Below are 23,635 nucleotides of genomic sequence, written 5' to 3'. Positions count from 1 at the left end.
CAGTTAAAAACGGCAATCGATAGATAAATATGCTATGATAAAAAAGTATAGTGTAATAAAGCAGTATTGCTTTCGTTTATGATACAAACGATCTATTATTTTGACAGCACACCGACAAAAAAGTGATCGCTATTCGAATAGATATAATTAGGTGGGATGAAGAATGAAAACAGAGAAAGATTTAGATCGTATTATCAATGAAATGATAGAAACTGTGGAAAATAGTAAAGATGATATATATTCTATTAGCGAAGAGTCACGTGAAGAATACCGACTGCTTACTGAACAATTGAGTTTATTGAAGGAGGCAGTGAATCAAAATATAGATGCATCTGAACATTTAGAAATAAGAGTGAAATTTTCCAGACAACGATTAGCAGAAGTAAGTAATTATTTTAATAAATTTAGTGAAGTAGAGATAAAAGAGACATACGAGCAAGCACACCAGTTGCAAAGTGAGCTCAAAATGATGCAAGAAAAGGAAAAGATCTTACGACAGAATCGAGATGATATTGAGCGTCGATTGAGAAAACTTGATCAAACCATTCATAAAGCGAATTCGCTTGTAAGTAAGGTGACTGTCGTACTAAATTATCTAAATGAAGATTTTAAGCAAGTTGGAGAAATGATACAGGATGCGAATGAAAAACAAGCATTTGGTTTGCGGATCATTGAAGCACAGGAGCAAGAACGCCGGCGCTTATCTAGAGAAATACATGATGGACCCGCACAAATGTTAGCAAATATTTTATTTCGATCTGAATTAGTCGATAAAACGTTTAAAGAGTTTGGACGAGCAGAAGCATTGAAAGAAATGAAAAGCATGCGATCTCTAGTGCGATCCTCGCTTTACGAAGTAAGGCGCATTATTTATGACTTAAGACCTATGGCGTTAGACGATCTAGGATTAGTGCCAACGATAAGGAAATATGTTGATGATATGGCTGATTATAACCATATGTCAATCAGATTTACTTGTAATGGTAAATATGATCGTCTCCCTTCAAAATATGAAGTAGCACTATTTCGCTTAGTGCAAGAAGCAGTTCAAAATGCGGTGAAACATGCAAAGGCGGACACTATTCGGGTTGATCTGAGAATTAACGCCAATAGTGTAACAACAACGATTCAAGACAATGGAATAGGCTTTGATATCAGTGAAAAGAAACGAGACTCCTTTGGATTGGTTGGAATGCGAGAAAGAGTGGAAATGCTCAATGGAGAGCTTTCGATTCAGTCTAAAGAAGGAGAAGGTACAAATGTATTGATTCAAATTCCATTAAATGAATAAAAAGTTGTGCAACAAATCGACAATAATCATGTATAATAAAAAAATGTATTAGTTGCTTATAAACAAACTTGATTATTTTTGATCTGTTAATTCCAAAAAATGCATTTTATAGTTTAATAAAGAAATATTAAATAGGACAGAGAATAGAGAAATATAATGGGAGGAACAAAAATGAAAAAAAAAATCGTACTGATTGACGACCACATTTTATTTCGTGAAGGAGTAAGGCGCATCTTGGAATTTGAAGATGAATTTCAAGTTGTCGCTGAGGGAAATGATGGAGATGAAGTAATACGTTTGGTTGAAGTGTATAAACCAGATGTTGTTTTAATGGATATTAATATGCCACATATAAATGGTGTGGAAGCAACAAAAAATTTAATTGATAAATATCCAGACTTAAAAGTAATTATTTTATCGATTCATGATGATGAAAATTACGTAACTCACGCCCTGAAATCAGGGGCACAAGGTTATTTATTAAAAGAGATGGATTCAGATACATTAATTCATGCGATTAAAATTGTAAGTGAGGGTGGATCTTATTTACATCCTAAGGTAACGCATAATTTAGTAAAAGAATTCCGACGTTTAAGTGATTCACAGTCAGGTAAGATAGAGCAAATTGAATATCGTAAGCCGTTACATTTATTAACACGTAGGGAATGTGAAGTGCTTCAATTACTGGCAGATGGAAGAAGTAATCGTGGTGTTTCTGAAGCGTTGTTTATTAGTGAAAAGACGGTTAAAAATCATGTTAGTAATATTTTGCAAAAAATGAATGTGAATGACAGGACGCAAGCAGTAGTAACAGCGATTAGAAATGGTTGGGTGGAAGTAATATTTAAGTCTAATTAATTATAAGATACAGCTTGATTATTGTTTTGATGGAAAGAAAAAGCAATGTCAGGCTGTATTTATTTTATGATTGATGATTCATATACTTTAATGTTAATCCATTTCTATTTTTCTTCTATTAACTACTATGATTTTGTTGCGTTTTTGGTTAGAATAGAAAAGAATATGTAATCATAGATTTAATGTTGTTTTAATAGATGGTGAAGAAAGGTACGATAACAATTATGAGTGTAGTTGTAATGACAGATAGTACGGCTTATATACCTGCCGATGTCCGAGACGAGTTAAATATAGAAATGCTTCCACTAAATGTTTTAATTGATGATGTCTCTTATGAAGAAGAAATTGATTTGACTGCAGATGATTTCTACCCCCTAGTGAGAAAAGCAAAAGAATTGCCAAAAACCTCACAGCCTTCCATTGGTTACATTAAAGCACAATTAGAAAAATTAGCAGCCAATTATGATGCCATCGTTTCTATACACCTTTCAAGTGGCATTAGTGGGACGTATCAAGCGTTAGTTGCAGCGAGTGATATGGTAGATAACGTGACTGTTTATCCTTTTGATTCAGAGATTAGCTGTATGGCGCAAGGTTTTTATGTATTAGAAGCAGCAGAAATGGCCAAGTCAGGAGCTGATGCACCTACTATCATGAATCGACTAAATGAAATCAAGCAAACAATGCGAGGCTATTTTGTCGTTGATGACTTAACTCATCTTCATCGTGGTGGTAGGTTAAATGGTGCACAGGCACTAGTCGGTAGCATGCTTCAAGTAAAACCAGTGCTTCATTTTGTTGATAAAAAAATTGTTCCGTTTGAAAAAATTCGCACACAAAAAAAAGCGATCAAACGAATTATCACGTTGTTTGATGAAGATGCAAGTACTGGGAAATCCATGCGGGCAGCGGTTGTTCATGCCAATCGACCGCAAGAAGCGGAAGCCTTAAAGCAAGAACTTGCATGTGAATATAACAATGTCGAGATTACAATTAGCTATTTTGGAGCAGTTATTGGTACACATTTAGGTGAAGGTGCTCTAGGGTTAGTATGGTATATGAAATAATGGGATGATGGGGGGCCGTCCCCTATCCCATTTGAATAAAAGGAGGGTGTTGCTCATTGTTAAAAAGTATTTTTTCGTTTGTATCATCGAAACAATTAGATGATTTCTCCTATTTACCTTCTATCATCGAAAACTCGCCACAACAAATAAAAGATCGATTGAATGTCTCATCATGCAGCCACTATTTAGCCGGGAAGTTATTACTACGTGAAGAAATCTCTCTTGATGATTCTCAACTTGATGTGCTCCAACAAGCAGGCCTCATTCAAACGATTCCATCCATTACAACTAACCCAAACCATTGCAGACGTTGTGGTAATACTGCTCCCTCATTATTCGGCAAGCTCCCTTGTTCTAGGTGTCATACGACTCATTTATATTGTCGCAACTGTATTGAAATGGGTAGGGTATTGCAGTGTGCTAAATTATTTTATTGGAGTGGTCCGAAACCAACTTATCGTATTCCTGCGAAAATCTGTGCTTGGAAAGGAGAACTAACCGCTGCACAACAACACGCCGCTCGTCAAATTTGCCAAACGATTAAACAAGGGAATACAGAATTACTTTGCTGGGCAGTTTGTGGTGCAGGAAAAACTGAAATGCTCTTTCCGGCTATAACAAAAGCCATTTCAACAGAAAAACGAATTTGTTTAGCAACCCCACGAGCAGATGTCGTCCGCGAGTTACTCCCGCGTTTTCAACAAGCTTTTCCTAATATAACTATTACTGGACTGTATGGGGGAGTGGAGAAAAAAGATATCCCATCCCAACTTACCATTGCAACGACACATCAGTTAATTCGTTTTGCACGTGCCTTTGACGTTGTTATTATTGATGAAATAGATGCTTTTCCATACCACGCCGACCCGAAGTTGCCATTTGTCACGAAACGAGCTGCTGCCAAAAACGCGACTTATATTTACCTTACTGCCACACCGAGAAAAGAATTGAAACGCAGATCAGACAACAATACTTTACCAACTGTCTTTGTTCCGATCCGTTTTCATGGTTACCCCCTACCCGAGCCGCAATTTATTTTGTCCCTAACGTTAAAAACAGCACTAAAAAACGATAAGCTACCAAATGCATTTTGGAATTGGTACCGCAAACGCATCAACACGGAAAGGCAATTGTTGATTTTCATTCCAACAGTTAAACAATTAGAATGCATCTGCCAAACATTACGAAAGCAACTAGCTATGGAATCGATTGAATCTGTTCACGCCGATGATAGTAAACGAGAGCATAAGATCGAACAATTTCGCAATAAGCAGTTCTCTATTTTGCTATCGACTACTATTTTAGAAAGAGGAGTAACTTTTCCGTCTGTCGATGTTATCGTGCTTGATGCAGGTCATGATGTATTTGATCAAGCTGCATTAGTCCAAATGGCAGGACGAGCTGGTAGAAGTGTCACCGACCCAACAGGAGACGTCATTTTTTTACATGATGGAAAAACAAACGCAATGATAGAAGCGAGACGGATGATCGAGCAAATGAACCAGAAAGCGAGGGAGATGTAATGAAGTGTATATGGTGTCAGAAACAGATTTATCCAGAAGTAACATGGTCGTCGTTATTTTTTCCGAAAAAACCAATTCCATTATGTGACACTTGTCAAGCAGGATTACAACAGATTGAAAATGTAGACTGTTTGGATTGTGGTAGACAATACAATGAAAAAGCATTAGATGGTTATATTCGGTGTCATGATTGTGAGCAACGTCATCATAACAACAAACATTTTTTATTGAAAAATCGATCTGTATTTCAATACAATGAATCAATACAAGCGATGATTACTAAGTGGAAATATCGCGGCGACTATTGTCTGATCGAAGCATTTCGTGAGTCAATTCAATCTGGTTTTCAAGCATATTTTGCTGATTTAGATAAGGGCGCTATCACCGTTCCAATTCCATTAAGCCCACAGCGCTTACAAGAACGTGCTTTTAACCAGTCAAAAGCAATGGCACAATTATTACCTTTACCAGTCTATGATTTACTTCAACGTACCCATGGGGAAAAACAAGCAAAAAGATCCCGGGAAGAACGGATAACAAGTCCCAATCCTTTTCGAATAAGACGATCAACGAGTCAACCTGTTTTACTCATAGACGATATCTATACGACAGGTACGACACTACACCACGCAGCAGAAATCTTAAAACAAGCCGGTTGTCCGATCGTTTTTGCATACACATTAGCTAGATAATACATTTTCTTGTGCACTTACTATTTAGATGAAGTAAAATATACCGATATATATGATATAATGAACGTAATTAAGGGCAAAGGTGGTCGCTCTCATGGGAGAATTAGATAATTGTAAAAGCTGTAATGCGTTATTTGTGCGGACAACTAATGATGTCTGTTCAGACTGTCTAAAGAAAGAAGAAAAACAGTTTCAAATTGTGTATGCGTTTATGCGAAAACGTGTGAACCGTCAAGCAACTGTCCAACAAATTGTTGAAGGCACAGGTGTGGAAGAAGCTTTAATTCTTAAATTTGTTAAGGAAAGACGACTTCGCGCTTCTCAATTTCCAAACTTAGCTTATCCTTGTGAAAAGTGTGGAAAAACGATTCAAGATGGTAAATTGTGTGCAGATTGTTCACAAGAGCTTGCTAATGATTTGGCCTATCAAGAAAAAATTGATCAAATTCAATTGCGTAATGAAGAATCAGAACGTGAGAAAGTAAGAACGTATTATGCAATTGATCGAACAGATAAAAAAAATTAAACTTTCTTAAATGAATGACGATATTAAGTAAAGAAGATATAACGAAAAATATAAAACAAGTGCATTTTAATAGCTCTAATAAGTGAAAGTGGGTGAATGATTGTGAAAATCCAAGGTGCAAATCATTCCAATTTCAATCCCTATCAAAAACAGTTTAATAAACAAGCAGAGACAGTAAGTAAACAACCTCATTCAGATAAACTTCAAATTTCAGAACAAGCAAAGAAAATGCAAGAAAGTGAGCAAGTCCAATCTCAGCGTGAAATACGTGTGAATGAGATTAAACAGGCGATTGAAAATGGAAAATATCAGATCGAGCCAAAAGAAACAGCAAGAAAGATGCTCAACTTTTGGGGAAAAGGATAATGGGTTCGATTTATAGGTGACCCATTATTCTTTTATGATAACAAAGCACTGTGACATAAAGCGTTGTCAATAAGCTATAACTTATATTTACTTAACAATATGATTCGGGCATATGAATGCTTATCGTATCTTAAGTGTAGGAAATGCACGTAGATTCCTAGAGGTATAGTACGGCATGAAGATACATTTGGTGAAAAAGATGTTAGGTTAAAACCGTGATACCGTGTGATAACGTCTAACAGACTTACACCCTGTAGTTCTAATCCTGTATCTTTAGGAAGTGGATATAAAGTAAAATTCTATCATTATTTTCAACAAGGGGAAGGGGGCATTCTCCGTGCCGCTCCAAACAATTCAACATACGCTAGCAAATTTAGTACAACTGCACCTAAGCTTATATGCTTTATCTGTTCAAAAAACAGAAGCGTTAAAAACAGGTGATATTGAACAATTACAAGAACTTTTGAAAAACGAAAAGAAACATGTGAAAGCAATAAACGAAACCGAGCAACAACGAGTCGAACAGACAAAAGAATGGGCACGAGTAAACGAATTTTCAGAAGAATTAGTAACGGTAACAACAATGCTTGAGCACTTAGAAGATGAAGAAGCTAGTCAGAAATTAGAACAAACAACAACAGCATTGACTGAAACATTAGTGAAGTTGAAGCAGCAAGAAGCGTTAAACCAACAACTCACACAACAATCACTACAATTTGTTCAGTTATCTATGGATATGATTGTGCCAACGATTGATACATTCAATTACGGTGAAAGACAACAAACCAATAAACGTTCTGTGTTTGATTCAAAGGCCTGAGGGGGAAATATAAATGGTATCTACATTTCATGGATTAGAAGTAGCAATGCGTGCCTTAAGCACACAACAATCTGCTCTGTACACAACATCACATAACATTTCTAATGCGAATACGGAAGGATATACGAGACAACGCGTTAACTTTGAACAAGTTTCCACGCTTACACCTTCTAGGTATACAGAAGGTGTGAAATCAGACATCGGAAGTGGCGTGCAAGCTGGATCAATTCAACGTGTACGTGATCGTTTTCTAGATGTGCAATTTAGAAACGAACATAGTAAGCTTGGTTATTATGATCAGCGAGCTGCTGCTTTGAAACAAATGGAAGACCTTATGAATGAGCCATCAAAAGAAGGTTTAAACGCAGTAATGGATCAATTTTATGGTTCTTTACAAGATTTAGCTGACCACCCTGAGCACTCGGGGACTCGTTCAGTAGTGGCACAAAGAGGGTTAGCATTAGCAGATACATTTAATTATCTTAATAGCTCTTTACAAAAAGTACGTGGAGATATAAAAAATCAAATCGACGTAACAGTAAAAGATATTAATTCAATTATTAGTCAAATAAATGATGTGAATGATGAGATCAAAGGAATCGAACCACATGGTCATGTACCGAACACTTTATATGATGAACGGGATCGCTTAATTGATGAACTCTCATCGATTGCAAATATTTCTGTTACATATGATAAAAGTAGTGGACAACCTAGCCCAATTGCTGAAGGTGTAGCGACTATTACATTAAATGGTGTAGGACAAGATGTGACGCTTGTCGATGGGAAAACCGGAGCGGTCAATCATTTAGAAGTAGGATATGACAGCGATGATAATGTTACGACATTTAGCTTTTTCAATCCAGACGATGCAGCAGTACAGCCTATAGATATTGCTGCAGTTGATTTTGGCTCGCAAGGTGAGCTAAAAGGACTAATGGAAATGAATGGCTATATCGGTGCGGATATTGATGGGGACGGCAATGGTGATGTAGCAGGTTATTATAATGAAATGATAAGTGATATAGATCAAATGGCGGAAGCGTTTGCTGATGCTTTTAATACGGTACAACAGAGCGGGATAGATTTATACGGTGATCCTGGAAAACCTTTCTTTGAATATAATGCATCCTCTCCGGCTGGATCGATTACAGTTAATCAAGAAATACTAGATGATCCAGATTTGATTGCAGCAAGTAAAAACGGTGATGCAGGTGATGGCACAAATGCAACTAATTTATCTGATGTATTAAATCAAACGGGTATAGGTTTAGGTGAAAAAAAATCTACAAGAAGCTTTTATCAGTCACTTATTGGTGATATGGGTGTAAAAGCGCAAGAAGCAAATCGAATGTTATCGAATGCGGCGGTGCTTGAACAACAAGTACAAGAAAATAGAGACTCGGTAAGTGCTGTCTCATTAGATGAAGAAATGACAAACCTAATAAAATTCCAACACGCATATAATGCTGCGGCACGTGGAATGACGACAGTTGATGAAATGCTTGATCGAATTATTAATAATATGGGATTAGTAGGGAGGTAAAGTAAATGCGCGTAACACAAAGTATGTTAACGAATAATATGATGCGTAATCTAAGTAATAGTTACAGTAACCTCGATAAATACATGGACCAATTATCAACAGGGAAAAAAATTAATAGACCATCACAGGATCCAGTTGTTGCAATGAAGGGAATTAATTATCGTTCTCAAGTTTCCGATATTGAACAATTCCAACGTAACATGGGAGAAGTGAATAATTGGTTAGATAATTCGGACGATTCTCTGGCTGAAGCGAATAAAGTTTTACAAAGAATGAGAGAGCTAGCTGTCCAAGGAAGTAATGGAACCTATGAAGAAGGACAAAGAGCAAATATTGCCGAAGAGATAGATGAATTAAAAGCACATTTGGTTGAAATCGCCAATACTAAAGTAAACGATAAATATATTTTCAACGGAACGAAAACAACTGGTACAGACGATGGTACAGGTACAGGTAACATGAATCCGCCTGTAACTGTAAATAAGGATGGAAATGTTACAGTATCAGATCTCCCTCCAGAATCAACGGAAGTCTTTATAGAAGTAGCGACGGGTACTAAATTGCAGGTGAATAGTAATCCGAACCATGTTTTTACCAAAGATTTATTCAAGGATATTGAAGCATTTTCAGAAGCCTTACGTACAGGTGAACCAGAGGAAGTTTTAGATGATTATATTGGATTGATAGATACACATGCAGAAAATGTAGTAAATGAAAGAGCAGATATCGGAGCACGTATGAATCGTGTAGAGTTAATTGAAGATCGATTGAGTAATCAAGAAATTTCTGCAAAAAGCATGATGTCCAAGAATGAAGATGCTGACATTGAAAAAGTAATTCTTAATTTAACCACACAAGAAAGTATTCATAGAGCTGCACTTAGTGCTGGCTCTCGTGTTATTCAGCCAACGCTATTAGATTTTCTAAGATAATAAAAAGACTTGTCGCATTTGTGACAAGCCTTTTTATTCTAAAAGTAAGAAGGGGAGTGTATGGATGAAACTACCTCAGATTAGAATGGAGTCACAGCCAGCCCTTATTTCGATTCAAACCAATCATGGGAAACAAACGATTGAACAACCAAAAGCAACACAACAAATCAATCAGCCACAAGCTGAGCTGAACATCAATACGACACCTTCTAAATTGACTATCGATCAAACAAAAGCATGGCATGATATGGGATTGAAAAGTGCTAAAGTAATCAACAAAGATGCTGCTAGAGAAGGTTACCAAAAAGTATTACAAGGTATAGCGAGAAGAACAGAACAAGGTGAGCAATTGATGAAAATTGAACACAAATCAAAGCCAATTGTGAATCAAGCGATTGAAAATGGTAATCGCAAGATAAAGGAATTTAATATTGGCTGGGTACCTTCTGTTTTTTCTGTTAAAACAGATTATCAACCATCAGAAATTCATGTTGATGTTCAAGTTAATCCGCCAATGATAAAGCATACACCAAACAAGCCTATTATACAGTATCAACGGGGATCTGTTGAAACAGGGATTCGTCAAGAAGCTAGCCTAGAAATTGATTTTGAAAATCTCAAATTTCATGGTGTGAATTTTGAAATGCTCATTTAAAAAGGAGAACTGGTGATAATGAATATACAAACAAAATACCATGGTGAAATAACGATAGATAATGACAACTTATTAACCTTTCCACAGGGCATCCCAGGATTTAATAATGAAAAGGAATTTGTCTTGCTTGAATTACAATATAATTCTGTTTTTCAAGTGTTGCAATCTACGATAACACCTACGTTAGGGTTTATCGTAGTAAATCCTTATCATATTTATCATACGTATGCGTTTGATTTAGACGATCATACAATAGAAGCATTAGAGATAAACTCAGCTGATCAGGTAAAAGTAGCATCGATTGTTTCTTTAAAAGAACCTTTTGAAAAAAGTACGATAAATTTACAAGCGCCTATTATTATTAATCAAGTGAATAAGCTTGCGAAACAGTATATAACAAATGAAAAAAGTCATTTAATTAAAGCCCCCATACAACCTTCTGAGCTAGAGAGGGAGGGCTAATATGTTAGTTTTAACTAGAAAATTACACGAAGCTATTCAAATTGGAGAAGATATTGAAATAAAAGTAGTCGGTATTGATGGTGATCAAATTAAATTAGGCATTTCTGCTCCAACGCATATAGACATTCATCGGAAAGAAATTTATCTTGAAATTCAAGAAGAAAATAATCGCGCAGCAGATATATCGACAGATTTACTAAAACTTTTGAAAAAAGATTAAAAAATGCTAAACAATCTTTTTTTTATACCGATATTATAATTGAACACCGGTTGAAACTAGAGACGGCCGCTTTAGTTCATTCGGTATCCCACAAGGATGTGGAGTATAATTCAAATTCAAGGAGGAACTTTCAAATGAGAATTAATCACAATATTGCGGCGTTAAACACACACCGCCAACTAACTGGTAACAACAGTGCAGTACAAAATTCATTAGAAAAACTTTCATCAGGTCTTCGTATTAACAAAGCAGGAGATGACGCAGCAGGTCTTGCAATTTCTGAAAAAATGCGTGGTCAAATCCGTGGTCTTGATATGGCACAAAAGAACTCTCAAGATGGTATTTCTTTAATCCAAACAGCAGAAGGTGCATTAACTGAAACACATGCAATTCTTCAACGTATGCGTGAACTAACAGTACAAGCTGGTAATACAGGTACACAAGAAACTGAAGATTTGCAAGCTATCCAAGATGAAATCAATGCACTTACAGAAGAAATTAAAGGGATTTCAGATCGTACTGCATTTAATGGTAAGACATTATTAAATGGTGATTTTGCTGCTGCTGGTTCTGGAGCAGTGAATATTACATTCCAAATTGGTGCTAACCAAGGGGAGCAATTATCTATTAACATCGAAAACATGAGTACTTCTGGCCTCGGACTTAATGGTGCAAGTGGTGCAAGTGCAATTAATGTAACATCTTTTGAAGGTGGATCTGGTACTGCTGCGTTTGATGCAGCTTTAGGTACAATTGATGCTGCTATCACAACTGTTTCTTCTCAACGTTCAGCACTCGGTGCTATTCAAAACCGTTTAGAGCATACGATTAACAACTTAGGTGCTTCTCAAGAAAACCTAACAGCTGCTGAATCACGTATTCGTGATGTTGACATGGCAAAAGAAATGATGGCATTTACGAAGAATAACATTCTTACACAAGCCTCTCAGTCTATGTTGGCACAAGCTAACCAAGCACCACAAGGTGTACTACAGTTACTACAATAAATGATATAAAAATAAGGTCATCTACCTAAAGATGGCCTTATTTTTTATTTTATCTACCACTACAAGACTAATTTACTATTAGCTAAATTAGCATTGAAAATATAAGAAAATTGTCGATATAATAAATAGAAAAGATTACATTAAAATGGGGTAATAAATGATGCAACTAATTATTGATCAGCAAGTAGTCGAATTGAAAAATGAACGTGCAGCTATCGATCATATTTATACTTATATTAAACAAAAATTGGATCAATCGGATAAAAAATTCAGTCATATGAAATTAGATGGCCAAGATATTTATGAAGACTTTGAAAATAAGATCATAGAACAGATAAGTACGTTAGAAAAAGTAGAGGTGATATTCCTTACTTTAAAAGAACTAATGAACGAAACTTATCTTACTGGTGAATCTTATTTAATGCGGGCACTTCCTGAAATGAAAACAACTATAGACTTGTTTTATCAAGGTGGTTCAGAGCAGGCTTGGGTAAATCTTGAACAAATTTTGTTTGCTTTACAATGGATTGATCAATTAGTAGAATCGATTGAAAAATCGGAACAGCAACCAACAAATTGGAATGATTATTTGATAGCTATTACAACAATAAGGAAAGAACTTGTGCAACTAGAAGAAAGTATTAAAGCAAAAGACAATACATTAATTGCGGATATACTAGATTACGAAATAGTACCTGGATTAAAAACATTAAAACAAGCACTAACCAAATCAATTGATTTGGAAGGGGAACGAAAGAATGCGAATTGAAAATAGAAACTATCTCCGAAGAACGGATAGGCAATTGTTAGACGAATGTAATAATATCTCTATGGATACAGATAGAATCATTGTGGAGAATTCAAAAAAAGGTATGCCAACATTGAAAATGAAAATAGACTATCAATACAATTATATTCATAGTAAATATGATCCCAACTCAGAAGCTATTCGGATAGTAAATGATTTTAACCTAGAAGAGGATAAGGAACATATTATCGTCTTTGGTTTCGGCTTAGGATACCATATTGAAGCTCTAACAAGCAAATACCCTAACGTTGCTTTTACTATTTATGAACCAGACATAAATATTTTAGCTACTGTTTTAGATGCAATTTCATTAGAGAAACAGTTTGACATAAATAAATTATCTTTTATGAATAGAAGTAATCTTGAACAAAAAATAAATAAATTAAAAACGATCTATTCTCTTAAAATTCAAATTTATGCACATCCATTTTACCAAACACATTATAGTAATGAATTATTTCATTTATATGAAACACTTGCTAAATCTTTAAAAAATGAAAAGAGTCGTTTGGCAACTAATTTATCCTTCCAGAAGAGATGGACGATTAATGCCATTAAAAACATACCAAAAATAATGCAAACACCAAACATTTTAAATGATATTGATAAAGATTACTTTAAGGGGAAGACTGCAATCCTAGTTTCAGCAGGACCTAGTTTAGATTCTGAGTATGAACATCTAAGATTTATTAAAGATAATAAGCAAGCGTATATCTTTTCTGTGGGTTCAGCAATTAATTCATTAATTGAACATAATATTTATCCAGATGCAGCATGTACTTATGATCCTACTGAAAAAAATCAACTCGTTTTTGAGAAAATAAAAGAAAAAGAAATAAGCGAGATTCCTTTAATCTTTGGTAGTACAGTTGGTTATGAAACGCTGAAAAACTATCCTGGTAATATGCTTCATATGATAACTAGTCAAGATTCTGTAGCACCATTTCTATTAAACGATAGCAAAGATTTGGATTTGGTTGTAGATGCACCATCAATTGCAATTGTTACTTTTCAACTATTAGTTAAATTAGGTTTTCGTAATATTATCCTTGTAGGTCAAAACTTGGCTTATGAAAAAAATAAAATGTATGCTAGTGGAATCAGCTATGGACCTGAAACAATGGATGAAAAATTATTTAAAGTTAAGAACGTTTATGGCGAAGAAGTTTTCACAGATGATGGCTTTGAGCGTATGAGAGTACATCTTGAACATTACATTAGTATTGCGAAAAATGTAACTGTTTATAATACTTCAAAAGGTGGTGCTAAAATAAATGGTGCAACATTTATTCCTTTAGAGCAAGTAATAAATGATTATCTAAGAGATAATTCTACAGAAACAGAATGGTTTTGTAAGAATAATAATTATAAGGATGAACTGGTTTATAAGAAAACAATAAACTTATATAATTCAAAGGACCAATTAAATTTATTGTTGACAGAAATGCAACGTTTAATAGTTGAGTGCAAAGAATTTACTCATACACAACTGCAATCAATAGAAAAAAAATTAGTTAAATTCGATAAACTTTTAAAAAAAGTAAAGAATAATAAATATTTTAGAACTGTCATTAGTCCCATGGTTAGATTTCAAACCGAACAGTTGGCGAAACAATCAAAAAAAATAAAAGCTGAAACAAACATCAAGAATAAAATAGAGATGGTTGATTTTTATTTTGGAGAATACCTAACTGAAATAGATAATCATCTAATATTTACAGAACCATACATAGAAGAGCTAATCGAAACTATTAAGATAGATGATTAAAATGAAGGAAATATTACTAACAAGTGATACAACTTTATTGGTTTACACTTTAAAAAAATAGTTACTAAAGTGATACTATCAAGTGAAAGTATTTATCTAATTAGGAAAAGTAGATCTTTTTTAGAAACCGTAGTCGCTTTACTTGCGGTGGCAGAAAATACGTGAATTGCGTGCTGGATAAATGAAACTAAGCTGCAGAAATGTTGTAAGATTAATGGATATTCCTTTACGGTATTAAAATTTATTCCTAATTTTAATCATCTAGTTTACTGAACCTAGCTAAACTGTCACAGTAGGAGGACAAAGGATAAAGTTCTATGTCCTTTATAATTACACTATTCATAAAACTAACAAGTCAATAGCAAATTGTTTTATTTATCCTAAATTGTTCTATGAATGTTTAAAAAAATTAACTATAACTGAATTGAAAAATTCATCGAAAGTTATGTAAGGAGTGTTATCAGTTGATTAACAAGTATCTCTTTGAAAATGCATTTGATTATGAGAATGGTTTTATATTGACTTCTGAACCATATCGAATAGGTAATATCTTATCCCACTATGAGTTATATAAAAAGATCATTAATTTACCTGGAAATGTTATTGAGTTAGGGGTTTTTAAAGGAAATTCTCTAGTTCAATTTGCAACTTTTAGGGAATTATTAGAAAATGAAAAATCTAGACAAATAATTGGTTTTGACATGTTTGGTGAATTTCCGTCTGTAAATGAAGTGAAGAGTGATATGGCATTTGTTGATAAATGGAATAAGCAATTTAATGATAGCTATATCACTAAAAAGGAATTAGAGCTAAGTTTTCAACATAAACGAATCTCTAATATACAACTTGTTGAAGGAAATATTATGGATACTTTGCCAAGTTATATTAAAGAGAAACCTCAAGAAAAAATTGCCCTATTACATATCGATTGCGATGTATATGAGCCTTCAGCTCTAGCATTAGAGTTACTATTCGATCGTGTAGTTAAAGGTGGAGTTATTGTTTTTGATGATTACGGAACAGTAGAAGGTGAAACAAGAGCTGTGGATGAGTTTTTCGAAAAACATCATTATTCCATTAAAAAATTTTCTTTTTCTCATACTAAGCCAAGCTATATAGTGAAATAAGCAGTAATCAATTAAATAAATGCTTATAATTATTTTAAAATAATGAATTTACTAAGCTTTAAATATTTTATTTGATTATATTACATGAAGAAAAATTGGAGGTATATTGATGTCAAAACCATATATAAAAGTTGGGGAAAGGTATATCGGAGAAGAATATTCTCCCTTAGTTATAGCTGAAATAGGTATTAATCATAATGGGAGTTTAGTTGTCGCTAAAGAAATGGTAGATGCAGCATTTAGTGCAGGGGCAGAGATGATTAAGCATCAAACTCATGTAATTGATGATGAGATGAGTAAAGAAGCTAAAAAAGTAATTCCTGGAAATTCAAATAAATCAATATATGATATTATGAGTGAAAGTGCTTTAAATGAACAAGATGAATTGGAGCTTAAAAATTACGTAGAATCCAAAGGAATGATTTTTTTGAGCACTCCTTTTTCTAGAGAAGCAGCAAAACGTTTAGAAAGATTAAATGTACAAGCTTACAAAATTGGTTCTGGTGAGTGCAATAACTATCCTTTAATTGAATTAGTAGCTTCTTATGGAAAACCCATGATTGTATCTACGGGCATGAACACAATTGAAAGTGTGAGAAAGACAGTTGAAATACTTAAGAAACACAAAGTACCTTTTGCACTATTGCAATGCACTAACCTATATCCCACACCTCCTGAATTGGTTAGACTTGGAGGTATGGAAATATTGAGGGAAGAATTTCCGGAAGCAGTCATAGGTTTATCTGATCATACCTTAAATAATAATGCAGCATTTGCAGCAACTGCGCTTGGCGCATCGATTCTTGAAAGACATTATACTGATTCAAAAGAAAGATGTGGACCTGATATTCTATGTTCAATGGATACAGAAGAATTGAAACAATTAATCTCAGGCTCAAAGGAAATTGCGAAAATGCGTGGAGGAATAAAAGAACCTTCAAAGGAGGAGCAAGTTACAATAGACTTTGCTTTTTCTACTGTTGTGGCAATTAAAGACATTGATGCTGGAGAAAAATTTTCCGCTAGTAATATATGGGTTAAAAGGCCTGGGTTGGGAGAATTGAAAGCTGAGTACTATAATAGTATATTAGGCTCTTATGCAAACAAAAAAATTAATAAAGATCAACATTTGAAATGGAACGATATCAAACATGACTAATGAAAAAAAAATATTATTCCTTACTGGTACTAGAGCAGATTATGGAAAACTAAAGTCTTTAATGTGGAAGATACAAAATCATAATCAATTTGAGTTAAAAATCTTCGCAACCGGTATGCATATGCTTTCTAAGTATGGATTGACTTGGAAAGAAATAAAAAAAGACGGTTTTGAGGATATTTACAAGTATATAAATCAGCAAGAAGGAACAACGATGGATCTTATTTTAAGTAATACAGTGACTGGTTTAAGTAATTATGTACATGAGGAAAAACCCGATTTAATTGTTGTACATGGTGATCGTTTGGAGGCATTAGCTGGAGCAATTGTAGGGGCTTTTAATAATATAAAAGTAGCTCATATTGAAGGAGGAGAGGTATCAGGAACAATTGATGAGTCGATTAGGCATTCGATTACTAAATTGGCTCATATACACTTCGTAAGCAATGAACAGGCCAAAAAACGTGTTCTTCAACTAGGTGAAGTTGAAGAATCCATATATGTAATTGGATCTCCTGATGTAGATATAATGTTATCTGATACTTTACCTAGTCTTGAAAAGGTAAGAGAAAGATATCAAATTAATTATGACAATTATGGCATATTATTATATCACCCAGTAACTACACAGCTAGAAAAGATAAAAAAAAATGTTAATACTTTGCTAGATGCACTTGGAGAATCAAATAAAAATTATGTGGTTATTTACCCTAATAACGATGAAGGTAATGAGGTTATTTTAAAAGCATATAAATCATTAGATAAAAATGAGAAATTCAAGATATTCCCTTCTTTAAGATTTGAGTATTTTTTAACACTTTTAAAGCATAGCGATTTTATAATTGGCAATTCTAGTGCAGGTATAAGAGAAGCTGAAATCTTTGGTATTCAATCAATTGATATAGGAAATAGGCAGAATAACAGATATGATAAATATAAATCATGTAATATTATTAATGTAACTGAAAATAAAGAACATATACTAGAAGCCATAGATCAAGCAACTAGTAAGGCTAGATATTATAGTCAAACATATGGAAAAGGTAATAGTGATGAACAGTTTTTAAAAATATTAATTGATTCAGATATTTGGAACTTCAATATTCAAAAATATTTTAATGACAAAATGTAATAGGTGACATGATGTATAAAAAAAATAGTTTTTTAGCAATTATACCAGCGCGTGGTGGCAGTAAAGGTATCAAGAAAAAAAATCTTTTTGAAGTAGATGGCAAGCCTCTAATTCAGTTCACTATTGAAACCGCAAAAAGTTCAAAATACCTTGACAAAATTATAGTTTCAACTGATGCTATTGAGATAGCAGAGAAATCTAAAAAATATGGAGCGGATGTTCCTTTTTTAAGACCTGGTCATCTTGCAACTGATAAATCGAAAACTATAGATGTAGTTATACATGCAATAGAAGCTTTGAATAATATAGGGGACTACTATGATTATGTAGTATTACTTCAACCCACACAACCTTTGCGCACCACAGAAGATATTGATTTATCAATTGAAAAAATTGTTGATTTCAAAATGAATAGCCTTGTTAGTGTTGTCGAAGTGTCAGAGAACCCTATTTTAATGCGAACAATTAATGAAGATGAAACTTTAGAAAATCTACTAACAATGGGAAGTACAGTTAGAAGGCAAGATTTCCCTGATTTTTACAAAGTTGATGGTTCTATTTATATTAATAAAATTGATGAGAACTTAAGTATAAACACAAGTCTAAATGATAATAAATTGTCTTATGTAATGAATAAGAATTATAGTGTTGATATAGATTCAGAGCTTGATATAGAGATATTTAAATACTTATATAGAAAGTTTTTTTAAAATTGTGATCTTCATACTTGAAGGTGCATATACAAAATGTAAAATGAATCTCTAGAATATCATGCAGTTGAATAAAAATTAAAAATAAACTTTAAAGAATTCACCTTAAATAGTGGATAAAAGACAGACTAGAAAATAACTAAAAGGAGGCAAATCATGGACATTGCAGCATTATCTACAGTGATGAGCCAAGCTAGCTTGCAACAGCAGGTTTCGTTAAGCGTTACGAATAAAACAATGGAGCAAGCAGAGGTTGTGAATGAAGGATTAATTAAAATGATGGAGCAATCTGTTACACCACATTTAGGTGGTTCTATTGATGTAAAGGCTTAAATCATAGGCATTATCACATTGTGGTGATGCTTTTTCTTTATTTAAATAATAAAACAATTTAATAAAAATGACTAACTGCCGATATAAGAGATAACAAACTAAAGGGAGTTGGCATGAGTTATGGGTGTGGGAAAAATTCTTTCTGGATCCCAGCTTTTGCAACAGTCATTATACAACGAGTTTTCGACATCTGTAAGCGGAAGATCTGTGGAAAATACTAAAAATTATGAAGAAAATACTACAACAGCTACTATTCAGAAGCAAGTTGATACACGTAATGAAAAAAAACAAATAGAAGGAATGATAGGAGCATTAAATGAATTTTTAGAGCCTACTCGTACTTCTGTAAAATTTGAATTACATGATAAGCTTGATGAATATTACGTAACGGTTGTTGATACGTCTACCAATGAGATTGTAAAAGAAATCCCTCCAAAAAAAATGTTGGATGTTTACGCTGCTATGGCTGAATTTATGGGATTTATCGTTGATGAAAAAATATAAAAGGCTGGTGAACAAACATGGTAACAGGTATAAATAGTAACTTTATGCGGATAGGAGGCCTTGCTTCGGGATTAGATACCGATGGCATTATAGACGATTTAATGAAAGCAGAGCGTATACCATTACAGAAGATGGAGCAAGACAAAATTTGGACTGAGTGGACACGTGATGCATATCGTGAGATGAACACAAAATTTTCGCAATTTGAACAATTATTTTCTAGTATGAAGCGAGCTAGTTCCTATAAAGTCAAATCTGCTATTTCAACACAATCTGATGCAATAACTGCTACTGCGTCTTCAAGTACATCAAATGGTTCATACAGTATTGAAGTCAGTCAATTAGCTACAAATGCTATTAATGTCAGTTCAACTGGTCTTTCAACTGACGCATCAAACAAAATTGATCCATTGGCTCCTCTTTCCGAGCAATTAGATAAATTAGGAGCCACATCGTTACCTAGTTCTTTAAAATTTACAACGTATCAAAATAATCCTGCTGGGGAGACGCATGAAATCCAAATTGATGCTACAGATTCATTAGGCGATGTTTTAGCAAAAATTTCAGATGGTACTGGTATTAATGCGTTTTATGACGTACAAACAGATAAAGTTGTAATGGAAACGAAATCTACGGGTGATTTCAATCCTGGTGGAAATGAAATTGATTTTAGTTCAGATAGTGGTTTTTTTGCTAATATTTTTAATATGACCAATGCAGGTGAAAAAGGTGGAACAAATGCCAAATTCACTTATAATGGAGCGATTGACTTAGAGTCTAAAACAAATACGACATCCATTAACGGATTAACGTTAACTTTTAATGATGTGACAGCCGGACAAGCAAGAATATCTGTTACGAATGACGTAGATAAAGCTGTTGATTCTATCACTCAATTTGTTAATAAATATAATGAATTAATAGAAAGTGTGAATGAAAAAGTAATAGAGAAAAGGCATAGAGATTATAAGCCTTTAACAGAATTACAAAAAAAGGATATGTCAGAAAGTGAAATAGAGCTTTGGGAAGAGAAAGCAAAAAGCGGGATGTTAAAAAGTGATTCTATGCTAAGCTCTGGCTTAACAAGTATGCGTCAAGACTGGTATCAAAATGTAGATACAGGAAATGCAAATTTGAATCATCTGTCCAAAATTGGTATAACTACATCAAAATCATATGCGGATAATGGAAAATTAGTTATTGATGAAGAAAAATTACGTGAAGCATTGCAAGATGATTCTGATGCTGTGTATAAGCTATTTTATAATGCAGATGAGAATAATCAGGGGTTAGTAAATCGCTTAGAAGATTCAGTTAAACAGACGATGGAGAACATTAATAATCGCGCAGGTAAGACGACTTGGACAGCAGAGCAATATACGCTTGGAAAAAAACTAAAAGATATGGAAACAAGAATGGATGATTTTCAAGAAAGATTAGCGGAAGTTGAAAATCGTTACTGGAAACAATTCACTGCTATGGAAAAAGCAATTCAGAAAATGAATCAACAATCGACCTATTTAACACAACAGTTTGGCGGTATGTAAGAATAAGGGAGTGTTATATTAGTAATGAGTTATCAACAATATGAGGCGTATAAAAATAATTCAGTCAACACAGCCTCTCCTGGCGAATTAACACTTATGTTATATAATGGATGTTTAAAATTTTTAAAACAGGCCAAAAAAGGTATAAATGATTCTAATTTTGAATGGAAAAATACAAACATTCAAAAAGCACAAAATATTATTAATGAATTAATGGTGACATTGAATCAAGAAACAGAAATTGGGAAACAAATGCTGCCAATATATGATTATATTAACTATATATTGATGGAAGCCAATATAAAAAATGATATTAATAAATTGGAAGAAGCTTATGGACTGATCGAAGAATTTCGTGATTCTTGGAAGGAAGCTCTAAAACAAACACGCCAACAAAAATATGGAGATGGAGCTCGGGTATAATGACAGAACGAATGAATCAATTATACGAACGAACAAATGAATTACTGCTCCTGCTAGATGAAAATGTCAGTAAAGCTGTTGAAGAAAGAGAAAAGATTATTGAGAATGTAAATGTTTTATTAAATCATAGAGAAATTATATTGGCTGAAATAAAACCGCCTTATACAGCAGAAGAAAAAGAAATTGGAATAAAGTTAGTTCCATTAGAACAAAAAATACAGCAACGTCTGAATCTATTGTTTACTAATATTAAGACAGATATGCGTACAGTGAAAAAGCAGAAAAGTACGAATCAGAAATATATGAACCCCTATCAATCACTTGCTAACTCTGATGGCTCATATCTTGATAAGCGGAAATAAATAGAGCTCTAACTACATTCATCTTGTAGTTAGAGCTTTTTCTTACACTGAATAAAATGCAAAACCGAGAATAGCTAAGAAGATTAAGAGTCCGTAAAATACAATAGAAATAATTCCTGTTGTTAATCCTGCAACAGCCATACCACGTCCACCAAGTTGATACTGAGTAATTTCCTTAAAAGCTTTGCTAGCTAATACAATCGCAATAATTCCTAAAATAAATCCAAGCCAAGGAGTAATAATAGCTACAATACCTAAAACCATAGAAGCGATTGCTTTTCCGCTAGCTTGAGGTGTTTGTTGGAATTGTTGTTCTTTCAAAATAAGCTTCCTTTCTGTTCGAGATATACTTTATAATATACCACTTAAATGGAAAGACAGATAGTTTTATGTAGTAAAAAACGAACAAACACTAACAAAGGATGCTTGTGTTTGTTCGTTTACTTGATTTAATAATGCATACTGTCTATTGTGGCCATAGCGATGAAAAAAAATATGATTATTAGACCATAAATAATGGTGCCAACAATACCCGTTGTGAGCCCTGCGACTGCCATACCTCGCCCACCAAGTTGATACTGAGCAATTTCCTTAAAAGCTTTGCTAGCTAACACAATCGCAATAATTCCTAAAATAAATCCAAGCCAAGGAGTAAGAATAGATAAAATACCTAAAACCATAGAAGCGATTGCTTTTCCACTAGCTTGAGGTGATGGGTTATAATGTTGTTGGTCCATCGAAACACCCTTTCTTTAGTTGTTATTTATTAGTGCTTATGTAGCAATAAATTTCCATCTATGCATACTAACTCATTATAACATGTCAGCTTCATCTTTGGGATTAAAAAAATTAAAAAGTTGTATCATGTTTTTATTTGTGAGGTGTGTAAAAAGTATTGGTATGCTTATGTTTCATGATGAATAGGGTTTAATATACATTAATTATCTATTATTTCGACAAATTTTTTATAGGTTTATGCAGGAATAAGTAAGGGTATTATAGAAATATAGATATAGAAAGGAGGACACTTTTATGAAATATAACATTCGAGGTGAAAATGTTGAGGTTACAGGGGCGATAAAACAATATATTGAAAAAAAGGTAAGTAAGCTTGAACGCTATTTTGATACACCCCCAACATCAGATGTCAATGTAAATTTAAGTGTCTATAATGATGAGCAACAAATTGAGATTACAATTCCGATGACGAATCTATTACTACGCGCAGAGGAACAACATGCGGATTTATATGCCGCAATTGATTTGGTAGTAGATAAATTAGAACGACAAATTCGAAAATATAAAACAAAAGTAAACCGCAAAGCACGTCAAAAAGGTGCACCAAAACATATTTTTGCGGAAATGGAAAGAGAAGCAATTCGTGAAAATGGAGAAGCAGAGTCAGGGGAAGAAGATAACTTTGAAATTGTAAGAACTAAACGTTTTGATTTAAAACCAATGGATTCAGAAGAAGCCATCTTGCAAATGGATATGCTAGGACATACATTTTACGTATTTACAAACGCAGAGTCAGGCGATACAAACGTTGTATACCGTCGCCGTGATGGAAGATATGGTTTAATCGAACCAAGTTAATACATGAATATAAAGTAGTAGGGTTCCGGCTGATGCGGAACCCTTTTTGAATGGGTCAAGCATTTTTTGTAAAAAAAATCGATCATCTCCGGTTTTGGGAGATGATCGGCGCACACGCAAAAATATCGGCGCACACGCAAAAATATCGGCGCACACGCAAAAATATCGGCGCACACGCAAAAATATCGGCGCACACGCAAA

The 23,635-nt window shown here is 33.9% G+C and carries 28 protein-coding genes; 26 read left to right on the top strand and 2 right to left on the bottom strand.

What is annotated here, in order from left to right:
* The first annotated feature begins 163 nt into the window (after positions 1 to 163).
* The 25 genes from ACH6CY_RS03055 to fliT all read left to right on the top strand — a co-directional run bounded on the left by ACH6CY_RS03055 (position 164) and on the right by fliT (position 21,838).
* Complete coding sequence (locus tag ACH6CY_RS03055; RefSeq protein ID WP_374065778.1) at positions 164 to 1,291, top strand: sensor histidine kinase; 1,128 nt, start codon at positions 164 to 166, stop codon at positions 1,289 to 1,291.
* A gap of 171 nt (positions 1,292 to 1,462) precedes the next feature.
* The gene (locus tag ACH6CY_RS03050; RefSeq protein WP_483874856.1) at positions 1,463 to 2,149 is read left to right on the top strand and encodes a response regulator; all 687 of its coding nucleotides are present in this window, start codon (positions 1,463 to 1,465) and stop codon (positions 2,147 to 2,149) included.
* 224 nt (positions 2,150 to 2,373) lie between these two features.
* The gene (locus tag ACH6CY_RS03045) at positions 2,374 to 3,216 is read left to right on the top strand and encodes a DegV family protein (protein ID WP_374065776.1); all 843 of its coding nucleotides are present in this window, start codon (positions 2,374 to 2,376) and stop codon (positions 3,214 to 3,216) included.
* 56 nt (positions 3,217 to 3,272) lie between these two features.
* Positions 3,273 to 4,739, top strand: a complete 1,467-nt coding sequence (locus tag ACH6CY_RS03040) for an ATP-dependent helicase ComFA (RefSeq protein ID WP_374065775.1) — start codon at positions 3,273 to 3,275, stop codon at positions 4,737 to 4,739.
* Positions 4,739 to 5,431 (top strand): ComF family protein, encoded by a 693-nt coding sequence (locus tag ACH6CY_RS03035; protein ID WP_374065774.1) that lies wholly within the window; start codon positions 4,739 to 4,741, stop codon positions 5,429 to 5,431. Before ACH6CY_RS03040 ends, ACH6CY_RS03035 begins: the two co-directional genes overlap by 1 nt.
* Before the next feature lie 94 nt (positions 5,432 to 5,525).
* Positions 5,526 to 5,957 carry a TIGR03826 family flagellar region protein gene (locus ACH6CY_RS03030; protein WP_374065773.1) on the top strand — a complete coding sequence of 144 codons (432 nt, stop codon included), beginning with the start codon at positions 5,526 to 5,528 and terminating at the stop codon, positions 5,955 to 5,957.
* Between the two features lie 96 nt (positions 5,958 to 6,053).
* On the top strand, positions 6,054 to 6,323 hold the full coding sequence (gene flgM / locus ACH6CY_RS03025) for a flagellar biosynthesis anti-sigma factor FlgM (protein ID WP_374065772.1): 270 nt from the start codon (positions 6,054 to 6,056) through the stop codon (positions 6,321 to 6,323).
* 337 nt (positions 6,324 to 6,660) lie between these two features.
* A complete protein-coding gene (locus ACH6CY_RS03020; RefSeq protein WP_374065771.1) occupies positions 6,661 to 7,143 on the top strand; it encodes a flagellar protein FlgN in 483 nt (160 codons plus the stop codon).
* 13 nt (positions 7,144 to 7,156) lie between these two features.
* Positions 7,157 to 8,689 carry a flagellar hook-associated protein FlgK gene (flgK, locus tag ACH6CY_RS03015; RefSeq protein WP_374065770.1) on the top strand — a complete coding sequence of 511 codons (1,533 nt, stop codon included), beginning with the start codon at positions 7,157 to 7,159 and terminating at the stop codon, positions 8,687 to 8,689.
* A gap of 5 nt (positions 8,690 to 8,694) precedes the next feature.
* On the top strand, positions 8,695 to 9,621 hold the full coding sequence (gene flgL, locus ACH6CY_RS03010) for a flagellar hook-associated protein FlgL (protein ID WP_374065769.1): 927 nt from the start codon (positions 8,695 to 8,697) through the stop codon (positions 9,619 to 9,621).
* A gap of 64 nt (positions 9,622 to 9,685) precedes the next feature.
* Positions 9,686 to 10,276 (top strand): DUF6470 family protein, encoded by a 591-nt coding sequence (locus ACH6CY_RS03005; protein WP_374065768.1) that lies wholly within the window; start codon positions 9,686 to 9,688, stop codon positions 10,274 to 10,276.
* A gap of 18 nt (positions 10,277 to 10,294) precedes the next feature.
* On the top strand, positions 10,295 to 10,738 hold the full coding sequence (gene fliW / locus ACH6CY_RS03000) for a flagellar assembly protein FliW (protein ID WP_374065767.1): 444 nt from the start codon (positions 10,295 to 10,297) through the stop codon (positions 10,736 to 10,738).
* A 1-nt stretch (position 10,739) separates the two neighbouring features.
* A complete protein-coding gene (csrA, locus tag ACH6CY_RS02995; protein ID WP_374065766.1) occupies positions 10,740 to 10,958 on the top strand; it encodes a carbon storage regulator CsrA in 219 nt (72 codons plus the stop codon).
* A gap of 134 nt (positions 10,959 to 11,092) precedes the next feature.
* Positions 11,093 to 11,965: a flagellin Hag gene (gene hag / locus ACH6CY_RS02990; RefSeq protein WP_374065765.1), complete on the top strand. Its 873-nt coding sequence runs from the start codon at positions 11,093 to 11,095 to the stop codon at positions 11,963 to 11,965.
* A 157-nt stretch (positions 11,966 to 12,122) separates the two neighbouring features.
* The gene (locus ACH6CY_RS02985; protein ID WP_374065764.1) at positions 12,123 to 12,734 is read left to right on the top strand and encodes a hypothetical protein; all 612 of its coding nucleotides are present in this window, start codon (positions 12,123 to 12,125) and stop codon (positions 12,732 to 12,734) included.
* Positions 12,724 to 14,541, top strand: coding sequence for a motility associated factor glycosyltransferase family protein (locus tag ACH6CY_RS02980; protein WP_374065763.1), 1,818 nt, complete (start codon positions 12,724 to 12,726; stop codon positions 14,539 to 14,541). Before ACH6CY_RS02985 ends, ACH6CY_RS02980 begins: the two co-directional genes overlap by 11 nt.
* 464 nt (positions 14,542 to 15,005) lie before the next feature.
* The gene (locus ACH6CY_RS02975) at positions 15,006 to 15,668 is read left to right on the top strand and encodes a TylF/MycF/NovP-related O-methyltransferase (RefSeq protein ID WP_374065762.1); all 663 of its coding nucleotides are present in this window, start codon (positions 15,006 to 15,008) and stop codon (positions 15,666 to 15,668) included.
* A 109-nt stretch (positions 15,669 to 15,777) separates the two neighbouring features.
* Positions 15,778 to 16,827: an N-acetylneuraminate synthase family protein gene (locus ACH6CY_RS02970; protein ID WP_374065761.1), complete on the top strand. Its 1,050-nt coding sequence runs from the start codon at positions 15,778 to 15,780 to the stop codon at positions 16,825 to 16,827.
* Positions 16,820 to 17,959, top strand: a complete 1,140-nt coding sequence (gene neuC, locus ACH6CY_RS02965) for a UDP-N-acetylglucosamine 2-epimerase (RefSeq protein WP_374065759.1) — start codon at positions 16,820 to 16,822, stop codon at positions 17,957 to 17,959. The genes ACH6CY_RS02970 and neuC overlap by 8 nt, the downstream gene beginning before the upstream one ends.
* Positions 17,960 to 17,970: 11 nt before the next feature.
* Entirely contained in the window at positions 17,971 to 18,669 is a 699-nt protein-coding gene (locus tag ACH6CY_RS02960) for an acylneuraminate cytidylyltransferase family protein (RefSeq protein WP_374065758.1), read from the top strand.
* A gap of 156 nt (positions 18,670 to 18,825) precedes the next feature.
* On the top strand, positions 18,826 to 19,002 hold the full coding sequence (locus ACH6CY_RS02955; RefSeq protein ID WP_374065757.1) for a YjfB family protein: 177 nt from the start codon (positions 18,826 to 18,828) through the stop codon (positions 19,000 to 19,002).
* A 120-nt stretch (positions 19,003 to 19,122) separates the two neighbouring features.
* Entirely contained in the window at positions 19,123 to 19,506 is a 384-nt protein-coding gene (gene flaG / locus ACH6CY_RS02950; protein ID WP_374065755.1) for a flagellar protein FlaG, read from the top strand.
* A 17-nt stretch (positions 19,507 to 19,523) separates the two neighbouring features.
* Positions 19,524 to 21,053: a flagellar hook-associated protein 2 gene (locus ACH6CY_RS02945; protein WP_374065754.1), complete on the top strand. Its 1,530-nt coding sequence runs from the start codon at positions 19,524 to 19,526 to the stop codon at positions 21,051 to 21,053.
* A 24-nt stretch (positions 21,054 to 21,077) separates the two neighbouring features.
* Positions 21,078 to 21,476 (top strand): flagellar export chaperone FliS, encoded by a 399-nt coding sequence (gene fliS / locus ACH6CY_RS02940; RefSeq protein ID WP_374065752.1) that lies wholly within the window; start codon positions 21,078 to 21,080, stop codon positions 21,474 to 21,476.
* The gene (fliT, locus tag ACH6CY_RS02935) at positions 21,476 to 21,838 is read left to right on the top strand and encodes a flagellar protein FliT (protein WP_374065751.1); all 363 of its coding nucleotides are present in this window, start codon (positions 21,476 to 21,478) and stop codon (positions 21,836 to 21,838) included. The genes fliS and fliT overlap by 1 nt, the downstream gene beginning before the upstream one ends.
* 42 nt (positions 21,839 to 21,880) lie before the next feature.
* Here fliT and ACH6CY_RS02930 read toward each other — a convergent pair whose 3' ends face one another.
* Both ACH6CY_RS02930 and ACH6CY_RS02925 read right to left on the bottom strand, forming a co-directional pair.
* Positions 21,881 to 22,159 (bottom strand): DUF4190 domain-containing protein, encoded by a 279-nt coding sequence (locus tag ACH6CY_RS02930; RefSeq protein WP_374065750.1) that lies wholly within the window; start codon positions 22,157 to 22,159, stop codon positions 21,881 to 21,883.
* A 128-nt stretch (positions 22,160 to 22,287) separates the two neighbouring features.
* A complete protein-coding gene (locus ACH6CY_RS02925) occupies positions 22,288 to 22,575 on the bottom strand; it encodes a DUF4190 domain-containing protein (RefSeq protein WP_374065749.1) in 288 nt (95 codons plus the stop codon).
* Positions 22,576 to 22,870: 295 nt separating this feature from the next.
* Between ACH6CY_RS02925 and hpf the strand changes: the two genes are divergently transcribed.
* Positions 22,871 to 23,434, top strand: a complete 564-nt coding sequence (gene hpf, locus ACH6CY_RS02920; RefSeq protein ID WP_374065748.1) for a ribosome hibernation-promoting factor, HPF/YfiA family — start codon at positions 22,871 to 22,873, stop codon at positions 23,432 to 23,434.
* Positions 23,435 to 23,635 lie beyond the last annotated feature (201 nt).

Origin of the sequence: Paraliobacillus sp. JSM ZJ581 (assembly GCF_044383835.1) — a bacterium.
Taxonomy (GTDB): domain Bacteria; phylum Bacillota; class Bacilli; order Bacillales; family Amphibacillaceae; genus Paraliobacillus.
The sequence above is the reverse complement of the archived record's forward strand: the minus strand, read 5'-3'. Positions and strand labels throughout refer to the sequence as shown.